The 9,443-nt window shown below is 70.0% G+C and carries 9 protein-coding genes and 1 pseudogene; 9 read left to right on the top strand and 1 reads right to left on the bottom strand.

The genetic code is table 11. From position 1 onward, the window contains the following. Window positions 1-55: 55 nt before the first annotated feature. A complete protein-coding gene (locus AU195_RS06975) occupies window positions 56-943 on the top strand; it encodes an oxidoreductase (protein WP_059158335.1) in 888 nt (295 codons plus the stop codon). A 26-nt stretch (window positions 944-969) separates the two neighbouring features. Beyond that, window positions 970-1,470, top strand: coding sequence for an SRPBCC family protein (locus AU195_RS06980; protein ID WP_059158336.1), 501 nt, complete (start codon window positions 970-972; stop codon window positions 1,468-1,470). On the opposite strand, the gene AU195_RS06985 is transcribed toward AU195_RS06980, so the two are convergent. After that, the gene (locus tag AU195_RS06985) at window positions 1,467-2,963 is read right to left on the bottom strand and encodes a carboxylesterase/lipase family protein (protein ID WP_059158337.1); all 1,497 of its coding nucleotides are present in this window, start codon (window positions 2,961-2,963) and stop codon (window positions 1,467-1,469) included. The two genes, AU195_RS06980 and AU195_RS06985, sit on opposite strands and share 4 nt — an antisense overlap. A gap of 72 nt (window positions 2,964-3,035) precedes the next feature. On the opposite strand from AU195_RS06985, the gene ypfJ reads away from it, so the two are divergent. The 7 genes and pseudogenes from ypfJ to AU195_RS07020 form a co-directional block, all read left to right on the top strand. Next, window positions 3,036-3,926 carry a KPN_02809 family neutral zinc metallopeptidase gene (ypfJ, locus tag AU195_RS06990; protein ID WP_059158352.1) on the top strand — a complete coding sequence of 297 codons (891 nt, stop codon included), beginning with the start codon at window positions 3,036-3,038 and terminating at the stop codon, window positions 3,924-3,926. Next, the gene (locus AU195_RS06995) at window positions 3,919-5,571 is read left to right on the top strand and encodes a DUF885 domain-containing protein (protein ID WP_059158338.1); all 1,653 of its coding nucleotides are present in this window, start codon (window positions 3,919-3,921) and stop codon (window positions 5,569-5,571) included. Before ypfJ ends, AU195_RS06995 begins: the two co-directional genes overlap by 8 nt. Beyond that, window positions 5,568-6,104 (top strand): DinB family protein, encoded by a 537-nt coding sequence (locus AU195_RS07000; protein ID WP_059158339.1) that lies wholly within the window; start codon window positions 5,568-5,570, stop codon window positions 6,102-6,104. Before AU195_RS06995 ends, AU195_RS07000 begins: the two co-directional genes overlap by 4 nt. Before the next feature lie 32 nt (window positions 6,105-6,136). Further along, window positions 6,137-6,724, top strand: coding sequence for a TetR/AcrR family transcriptional regulator (locus AU195_RS07005; protein ID WP_059158340.1), 588 nt, complete (start codon window positions 6,137-6,139; stop codon window positions 6,722-6,724). After that, the gene (locus tag AU195_RS07010; RefSeq protein ID WP_059158341.1) at window positions 6,721-8,277 is read left to right on the top strand and encodes a flavin-containing monooxygenase; all 1,557 of its coding nucleotides are present in this window, start codon (window positions 6,721-6,723) and stop codon (window positions 8,275-8,277) included. The genes AU195_RS07005 and AU195_RS07010 overlap by 4 nt, the downstream gene beginning before the upstream one ends. After that, window positions 8,274-9,101: a mycofactocin-coupled SDR family oxidoreductase gene (locus AU195_RS07015; RefSeq protein WP_059158342.1), complete on the top strand. Its 828-nt coding sequence runs from the start codon at window positions 8,274-8,276 to the stop codon at window positions 9,099-9,101. The genes AU195_RS07010 and AU195_RS07015 overlap by 4 nt, the downstream gene beginning before the upstream one ends. Window positions 9,102-9,195: 94 nt before the next feature. Beyond that, a pseudogene (locus AU195_RS07020) lies at window positions 9,196-9,443 on the top strand (HNH endonuclease signature motif containing protein); the annotation flags it as partial.

Consider the following 9,443-nt stretch of genomic DNA (forward strand, 5'->3'; position numbering starts at 1 on the left):
ACGAGGACAACCGCCACAGTCTAGTGGGGTCGCCCTCGGCGTACTTTGGGCGCTCATGGCCACCCGCATCGCCCTCGTCGGCCCAGGCGCCATCGGCGCGACGGTGGCCGCGCTGCTCCACGAGGCCGGCCGGCCCGTGCTGCTGTGCGGTCGCACCGCCCGCGACTTCCTGGAGGTCCGGCCCGACGACCGGGAGCCGATCCTGGTGGCCGGGCCGGTGCACACCGACCCCGGGGAGGTCGACGGCCCCGTCGAGGTGGTCCTGCTGGCGGTCAAGGACACCCAGAACGAGGCGTCCGCACCGTGGCTGAGGCGGCTGTGCGACGAGAACACCGTGGTCTGCGCGCTGCAGAACGGTGTCGAGCAGACCGAGCGGGTCGGCCGGTTCTGCCCCGGCGCGACGGTGGTCCCCGCCGCGGTGTGGATGTCCGCCGAGACCGACCCGCTGGGCTTCGTGCGCCTGCGCACCGACGCCCGGTTGGTGCTGCCCGCCACCGATGCCGCGGAAAGGCTGGCCGACACGCTGGCCACCCCACATCTGCGCGTCGAGTGCGATCCCGACTTCCTGACCGCGGCGTGGCACAAGCTGCTGGTCAACGCCGTCGTCGGCCTGATGGTGCTGACGGGGCGCCGCTCGGGGATGTTCCGCCGCGACGACATCGCCGAACTCGGCCGTCGCTACCTCGCCGAGTGCCTGGCGGTCGCCCGCGCCGAGGGGGCCGCCCTCGGCGACGAGGTCGTGGACCAGGTCATCGGGATGCTGGCCGCGTCGCCGCCCGACATCACCACCTCGATACTCACCGACCGGGAGGCCGGGCGCGCCCTCGAATGGGACATCCGCAACGGGGTGATCGCCCGCAAGGGGGCCGCCCACGGCATCGCGACCCCGATCAGCGACATCGTGGTGCCGCTGCTCGCCGCGTCCGGAGACGGCCCGGGCTGACGGGTGGACACCGTCGGCTACGGTGTATGCCCATGCACGCCTGCGAGCGCGTCGACCTGTCGTTCGTCGACTCCGCGCCGTACCGCTTCGTCAGCACCGTCGACCTGGCCATCACCCCCGAGCAGGTCTTCGAAGTGCTCGCCGACGCCGAATCGTGGCCGCACTGGGCGACGGTGATCACCAAGGTGACGTGGACCAGTCCCGAACCGCGCGGCATCGGCACCACCCGCACCGTGCACATGCGGGGTGGCATCGTGGGCGACGAGCAGTTCCTTGCCTGGGAACCGTTCCGCCACATGGCTTTTCGCTTCAACGACGCGTCGACGAGCAGTATCGCGGCGTTCGCCGAGGACTACCGCGTGGTCGAGACACCGGGTGGCTGCCACCTGACCTGGGTGATGGCGATGAAACCCCGTGGCGCCGCAGCCCGGATCGGGATGTCGCTCGGCCGGCCAATCATGGGCCGGCTGTTCCAGCGGTTCCTGCACAACCTGCGCCGGTACACCGACCAGCGGTTCGCCGGCTAGTAGACCCCGGTCCACGCACTGCGGCGGACCGCGTCCGGATCGTCGACGGACTCGTCGCGCATCGAGCGGATCACCCGGGTGCGCCGGCGGTCGGCGTCGTAGCGCGGCCAGTCGTCGCGCCACTTCTCGCCGGGCGCCCACCCGCGGGTGGCGAAATCGAGCCAGGTGCGCTGCATCCGCCGGCCCACCGAGGGCGGCAGGTGCCTGCCGAGCGGATGGAGCTTGCGGCCGAGGTACGACGCATAGCTGTGGTGGATGTGCACGATCTCGCTGCCGTGGGTGGCGCCGAGCCCCAGCGCCCGCAGCGCCACCGCGGTGTGGTCGAAGCGGTAGGCGTAGGTGGAGGCCTGCGCGCTGTAGGCGTCGGTGAACGCCCACGCCGGCGCACCGAACATGACGTCCGAACCGATGGCCACCAGCGCCTGCCGCCGGGGATACCCCGGATATGCGGACAGGATGCGGTCGCGGGCCTCCGGCGCGCACCTGTCGAACCAGGAATCCACACCGGCGAGGGTCGTCGGCAGCATCGGCGGCTTCCCCCACGCGAACATGGACGCCTCGTGGCTGTTGGTGCCGATGATCAACGGCACCGGCCGGACCGCACCGGCGCGGGCCGCCTCGATCGGGTGGCTGGGCAGCAGATCGACGCCGTGGGTCAGCCCGTACGCCAGCGTCGGGGTCTCGGCGACGCTTTCGAGTTGCAGCAGACCCGCCGCCCGGCGCAACGACCGTTGCGGTGCCGACTTGACCTGCTCGGGGTGGAGGTTGAGCAGTTCGAGGAAGCGTGTCGCCCGGTCCGCGCGGGTGTCGCGGTCGGCGATCAGCGGCAGCGCCGGACTCTGCGCGATCGCCCTGGCGAACAGCCCGTCGGCGGCGGGACTCGCGAGCAACGCCAACACCGACGTCGCACCCGCCGACTCACCGAACACGGTGACGCGGCCGGGGTCGCCCCCGAACGCGGCGATGTTCTCCCGCACCCACCGCAGCGCCGCGATCTGGTCGCGAAGCGCCAGGTTGTCGGCGAAGCCCTCGCCCAGCGCGCTCAGGTCGAGCCCACCGAAGACCCCGATGCGGTAGGTGACGTTGACGACGACGACGCGGCCGTTCGCGGCCAGACGCGAACCGTTGTACAGCTGCAGTTGGCCCGCCCCGTAGACGAACGCGCCTCCGGGAAGCCACACCATCACCGGCAGCGCGGCCGTGGTGTCCGGCGACCAGACGGTCAGCGTCAGACACGCCTCGTCACGGTTCTTCGGGTCGTCACGACCGCCGCCCACGAACGATTTCCCCTGCGGCGGTATCGGCCCGTGCTCGAGTGCGTCCCGCACCCCAGTCCACGGTTCGGGCGCGACGGGAGCGGCGAATCGCAGCTCGCCCAACGGCTGGCGGGCGTAGGGGACGCCGCGCCACACCCCGACGCCGCCCTCCCGGGTGCCGTTCAACCGCCCGAGCGTGGTGTTCGCGACGGTTTGAACTTCGACGACGGCGGACACACCCGAATCGTAGTGTGGGACTCTGGACACCGGCGCTGACCCGCGCCGCACCGAGCGCGGATGGAGTGTGCGATGACCTTCAACGAGGGCATGCAGATCGACACCAGCACCAGCTCGAGCAGCGGCGGTGGCCGAGGCGGTGGCCGCGGCATCGCCGTCGGCGGTGGGGTCGGCGGCCTGCTGATCGTGGTCATCGCGCTGTTCCTCGGGGTGGACCCCGGCACGGTCCTGCCGGAGCAACAGCAGATCGGCACCGAGGGCGTCCAGACGCCGGGCTTCGACCTGAGCCAGTGCAAGACCGGCGCCGACGCCAACGAGTTCGTACAGTGCCGCGTGGTGGCGACCGGCAACTCCCTCGATGCGGTGTGGTCGCAGCTGAAACCGGATTACACCCGGCCGCAGGTGGAGATCTTCTCCGGGAGCGTGGACACGCGCTGTGGTCCGGCCACGAGCGCGGTCGGCCCGTTCTACTGCCCGGCCGACCAGACCGCCTACTTCGACACCGACTTCTTCGACGTCCTGAGGGATCAATTCGGTTCCAGCGGTGGACCGTTCGCCCAGGAGTACGTCGTCGCCCACGAATTCGGCCACCACGTGCAGCAACTGCAGGGTTCGCTCGCGCGCGCCCAGGAGGATCCGGAGGGGCCCACCGGTGGCGGGGTGCGCACCGAACTGCAGGCCGACTGCTACGCGGGCGTGTGGGCGCACTACGCGGCAGTCACCACGCAGGAGAGCACCGGCGTCCCGTTCCTCGAACCGTTGACCGACAAGGACATCGCCGACGCACTGTCGGCCGCCTCGGCGGTCGGCGACGACCGCATCCAGGAGGCCGCGACGGGCCGCGTCAATCCCGAGTCGTGGACCCACGGTTCGTCCGAGCAGCGGCAGAAGTGGTTCACGGTCGGCTACCAGACCGGCGACCCGACGAAGTGCGACACGTTCGCCACGAACGACCTTGGCTAGGGAACCCACGGCGGTCGATGCCGTCGCCGAACGCTACCTCGACACCCTCGCCGCCCTCGACCCCTGCACCGCAACCGAACTCGGCATCAGCGGTGGTGACCGCAACTACGACGAGGACATCACCGACTACTCCCCCGACGCCGTCGCCGCCCGCGCGGAAGCCGCCCGCACTGCACTCAAGGAACTGCGCGGCGTCGTCGCGGCGGACGAGACCGACGCCGTGACCGCCGCCGCGATGCGCGAACGGCTCGGCGTGCTCATCGACATCCACGAGGCCGGACTCGACATCGGTGAGCTCAACGTGATCGCCTCACCGCTGCAGACCATGCGAGACGTGTTCGACCTGATGCCCACCGACACCGCCGAGGACTGGACGGTGATCAACCGGCGGCTGGCGAAGCTGCCGGACCGGGTGCCCGGCTACGCCGAGGCGCTGCGCGCCGCCGTCGCCGAGGGACACCCCCCGGCGATCAGGCAGGTGCAGCGGGGCATCGAACAGGCCGCGCAGATCGAGCAGTTGTTCGTCGACATGGTCGCCGGCGCCGCGCCCGAAGCACCGGCGCTGCAGGCCGACCTCGACCGGCACGCCGCCGCGGCCGCGGCGGCCTACCGCGATCTCGAGCAGATCCTGCGCGACGACATCGCCCCGCACGCCCGTGAGCGCGATGCGTTCGGCCGCGATGCGTACCGCCTGATGTCGCGGTCGTTCCTCGGCACCGAAGTGGACCTCGACGAGACCTACGCGTGGGGTCTCGAACACCTCGAGGCGATCGTGGCCGAACAGGCGACCGTCGCCGAACGGCTCTACCCCGGTGCCGGCGTGGCCGAGACGATCCGCCGTCTCGACGACGAACCCCGCTATCAGGTGCATGGCACGGACGCGCTGCAGGCCTGGATGCAGGATCTGTCCGACCGTGTGGTGGACGCCCTGGCGGGCACGCATTTCGACATCGACCCCGCACTGCGCAATCTGGAATGCCGGATCGCGCCGACCCATACCGGCGGCATCTACTACACGGGCCCGTCGGAAGACCTCACCCGGCCCGGCCGGATGTGGTGGTCGGTGCCGCGCGGCAAGGAGACCTTCCACACCTGGCAGGAGACGACGACGGTCTTCCACGAGGGGGTGCCCGGGCATCACCTGCAGATCGGTCGCGCCGTCGTGCTGGCCGAGCGGCTCAACCGGTGGCGCCGGTTGGGCTGCTGGGTGTCCGGCCACGGTGAGGGCTGGGCGCTCTACGCCGAGCGGCTGATGGCCGAACTGGGATGGCTCGACGACGACGGCGCGCGCATGGGCATGCTCGACGCCCAGGGGTTCCGTGCCGCGCGGGTGGCGATCGACATCGGCCTGCACTGTGAGCTCACCGCGCCCGACGGCGGGACGTGGGACGCCGACCGGGCATGGGATTTCCTCGCCCAGCACTGCGCTCAGTCGGAGAAGACGCGGCGCTTCGAACTCGACCGCTATCTCGGCTGGCCGGGTCAGGCCCCGTCGTACGCGGTCGGGCAACGCATCTGGGAGCAGTTGCGCGAGACCATGGTGGCGCGCAGCATGCCGCTCAAGGAATTCCACAGTCGCGCACTGGATCTCGGGGGTCTGCCGCTCGACGTACTACGCTCGGCGCTGGTGGGCGAGCTCGCGTGACACCCGAGGGCGATCCGATCGAACCGGACACCAAGGACTGGACCTGGGTGTTGTCGCGGCCGTGCCCGGAGTGCGGGTTCGACGCGTCGGCACTGCACCACACCGAGGTCGGTGAGGTGATCCGCCGCGACGCCGACGAATGGATCCGCCGGCTCGAGGCGCCGGGTGCGACGGTCCGTTCGCGCCCCGGTGTGTGGTCGACACTCGAATACGGCTGCCACGTGCGGGATGTGCACCGGATCTTCAACGACCGGGTGACGCAGATGCTGACCCAGTACGAACCGCTGTTCGCGAACTGGGATCAGGACCAGACGGCGCTCGACGACGACTACGCGGGGCAGAACCCGGCTGTGGTGGCCGGTGAGCTGTTCGACGCCGCGGTGACGGTCGCCGATACGTACGCCTCGGTGCCGCAGGACGGATGGTCGCGACGCGGGCTGCGCAGCAACGGCAGCGAGTTCACCGTCGCCTCGATCGCCCTGTACCACGTGCACGACGTGGTGCACCACGCGTGGGACGTCGACGAGCATTGACCACATTGAACACATATCGCTAATGTGTTCAAATGCCCGCCGATGACCGTTCGGTCTCCCCGGCGCTGCTCGCCGCCACCACGACCACGCTGCGCCGCCTCGGCCCCCGGCAGTTCACGCTGACGGCCGTCGCCGAGGAAGCCGGCGTGTCGCGCGGCACCGTCCACAACGCACTGGGCAGCCGCGAGAACGCGATCCGCACGGCGCTGGACCACCTGGCGTCGGTGTTCATCGAGGCCATGGCCGCCGAGGTCGACCGGCAGGAGACACTCGCCGAGCAGGTGGCGGCCGCCGGAGTGCTGGTGTGCGCGCACCGCCAGGGCTCGGATTCCGTTGCGCCACGGGGGATCAACGAGAGCATCCTCGTCCTGCTCCTGCGGAACATCGGTGACGACCTGATGGCACGCTCGCTGGAACTGTGGCGCCCACTGGTGCGAGCGGCGAAGGCTCGCGGTGAAGTGCGCCCCGACGTCGACCCACTGCGGGCCGGTGAATGGATCGTGCGGATGCTGCTGAGCTTCGAACTGCTGCCACCGATGGGCGTGAACATCGACAACCCACGCGCGGTGCGCAGGTTCCTCTGCGACCACATCGTCGCCGGACTGGGAGGACGGGCATGACCGGACCAGATCACGAGGTCGTCGTCATCGGCGCAGGCCCCGGCGGAATCGCGACCGCACACCTGTTGCGGCAGAACGGAATCGACGACTTCGTCATCCTCGAACGCAGCCATGACTTCGGCGGCACGTGGCGGGACAACCACTACCCGGGACTGGCGGTCGACATTCCGACGCTGTGGTATCAGCTGTCCTTCGCCGTGAACCCCGACTGGTCACGGCTGTTCGCACCCGGACCGGAGATCTACGGGTACCTGCGCGACACCGCGCGCCGGCTGGGCCTCTACCCGCACCTGCGGCCGAACAGCGAGGTCACCTGCCAGCAGTGGGACGACACCGCGGGCCTCTGGCGGCTGACGCTGGCGACCGGCGAGTCGGTGTCGACGCGCTTCCTGGTCAGTTCGGTCGGCGGTTACGTCAACGCGAAACCGCGGGTGGACATCGACGGCGTCGAGGACTTCGCCGGCACCATCCTGAGGCCGAACGCGTGGGACGACGACTACGACCCACGCGGGAAGCGCGTGGCGGTCATCGGGACCGGGTCCAGCGGTGTGCAGATCGCCGCCGCGTTGTCCGGTCAGGCCGCCAATCTCGATGTCTTCCAACGCACGCCGGCGTGGGTGCTGCCCAAGGTCGACTTCGACATCCCGGCCGCCATGCGTCGGGCGTTGCGCCTCCCCGGGGTGGTCCCGGCGGTCAACTGGGCGGGGCGTTTCGTGATGGACGCGTTCATGGTGTCACCGATCGTGCACCTGTTCTCCCGCCGGCCGGACCGCGTACTGATCCGGGCGATGCCGGCCTACGACGCCTACTGCCGGGCCCTGTACCGCCTGCTGCTGCGCGCGGTGGTGCGCGATCCGGTCACCCGCAGGGCCCTGGTGCCCCGCTACGGGATCCTCGCCAAACGGCCCGTCATCTCCAGCAGTTTCCTGCCCGCCCTCAACGATCCGACCACGCACCTGATCACCACGCCGATCGACCGTGTCACCAGGTCCGGGGTGCGCACCGTCGACGGCGTGGAGCATCCCGCCGATCTGCTCGTACTCGCCACCGGCTACGAGCTCTGGACCGATCCGGAGACGTACCGGCCCGGAACGGTGCTAGGCGGCAACGGTTTCGACCTGGCGGAGTTCTATCGCGCCCACGGCCTCAGCGCGTACGCGGGGACCGCCCATCCACGACTGCCCAACCGGTGGGAGATCGTGGGGCCGCTGGGATTCGTCGGCTTCGCGTGGCCGGACTTCGTCGAGACCATGGCCGCCCACGCGGTGCGCATGATCACCGAGGCGCGGCGCCGGACCACGCCGGTCGTCGCCGTCAGCGACGACGCGTTCAACCGGTGGAACGAACGGATGCGCCGGGCCGGCCGCGTCGCCCACCTGTACTTCACCGCCTGCAACCCGGGGTTGAGCTCCTACTTCGTCAACTCCCAGCACGAGACGGTCTACCACCGGCCGCAGACCATCGCCGGCTCCAGACGCTTCGCCCGGAATTCGCCGCTGTCGGACTACGAGTTCACCACCCGTCCCGCCTTCGGCGAGGAGCTCACCGCATGACACACGAGGACCTCCCGCTCGCCGGCCGCGTCGCCTACGTGACGGGTGCCGCCAGGGGGCAGGGCCGCTCGCACGCGGTGCGGTTGGCCCGCGCGGGCGCGGACATCGTCGCGATCGACGCCTGCGCGCCGGTGTGCGATGCCAACGGCTACCCGCCCGCCGAACCCGACGATCTGGCCGCGACCGTGCGGCTCGTCGAGGGTGAGGGCCGAAAGATCCTGGCGCAGCAGATGGACGTGCGCGACGCCGAAGGTCAGCAGCGCGTCGTGTCCGAGGCAGTGGAACAGTTCGGGCGCCTCGACATCGTCGTCGCCAACGCGGGAGTGCTCAACTGGGGCCGGCTCTGGGAGATCTCGCCGCAGCAATGGCAGGACACCCTCGACATCAACCTCACCGGACTGTGGAACACCGTGCGAGCGGTGGTCCCGCCGATGATCGCCGCGGGCAACGGTGGTTCGATCATCACCATCAGTTCGGCGGCGGGTATCAAGGCCGTGCCGGGCTGCGGGCATTACTGCGCGAGCAAGTTCGGCGTCGTGGGCCTGACGAACTCGCTCGCGGTCGAGCTGGGCGAGTTCGGGATTCGGGTGAACTCGGTGCATCCGTACGGGACGGACACGCCGATGGGCAATGACACGTCGATGTACCAGGTGTTCGCCGACCACCCGACGTACATCCACAGCTTCTCTCCCGGGGCGCTGCCGACCGACTCGCTCGCGGCGCCGGACCTCATCTCCGACATCGTGGTGTGGCTGGCGAGTGACGCCTCGTCGCTGGTGACCGCCGCACAGATCCCGGCCGACAAGGGCTATCTCAAGATCTGAGGGTTGTCCACAGCGGCTAGTTCATCCACAGGGTTTCTCTGGGTGGGGTTCTCGGCGGTGGTTTGTGTCGGGGGTGGTGGGGAGTGTCGGTGGTGTGTTTGATGGATCGCTGCCCGAGATTGCCGACCTGCGCGGGTTGGACTATGCGGCGTTGGTGTCGGCGGCGGCGGGGTGGGCGCGGGTGGAGCCGGCTGCGGCCGCGCGTAAGCAGGCCACCATGGCCGAGCTGTTCGGCCGCGCCACCGACCTGGACACCCCCGAAGACCGCGACGCGTGGTTCGTCGACCCGGAAAAAGCCGTCGGCAACGAGTTGGGTGCCGCGCAGAACATCAGCGCCGGCAT

Source organism: Mycobacterium sp. IS-1496 (assembly GCF_001499995.1).
In the GTDB taxonomy this organism is placed as follows: domain Bacteria; phylum Actinomycetota; class Actinomycetes; order Mycobacteriales; family Mycobacteriaceae; genus Mycobacterium.

Excerpts from the sequence above, each read along its gene's own strand:
- AU195_RS07010 (WP_059158341.1), top strand. The coding sequence starts at position 6,721 with ATGACCGGACCAGATCACGAGGTCGTCGTCATCGGCGCAGGCCCCGGC.
- AU195_RS06975 (WP_059158335.1), top strand. The coding sequence starts at position 56 with ATGGCCACCCGCATCGCCCTCGTCGGCCCAGGCGCCATCGGCGCGACG.
- AU195_RS06980 (WP_059158336.1), top strand. The coding sequence starts at position 970 with ATGCCCATGCACGCCTGCGAGCGCGTCGACCTGTCGTTCGTCGACTCC.
- ypfJ (WP_059158352.1), top strand. The coding sequence starts at position 3,036 with ATGACCTTCAACGAGGGCATGCAGATCGACACCAGCACCAGCTCGAGC.
- AU195_RS07015 (WP_059158342.1), top strand. The coding sequence starts at position 8,274 with ATGACACACGAGGACCTCCCGCTCGCCGGCCGCGTCGCCTACGTGACG.
- AU195_RS07005 (WP_059158340.1), top strand. The coding sequence starts at position 6,137 with ATGCCCGCCGATGACCGTTCGGTCTCCCCGGCGCTGCTCGCCGCCACC.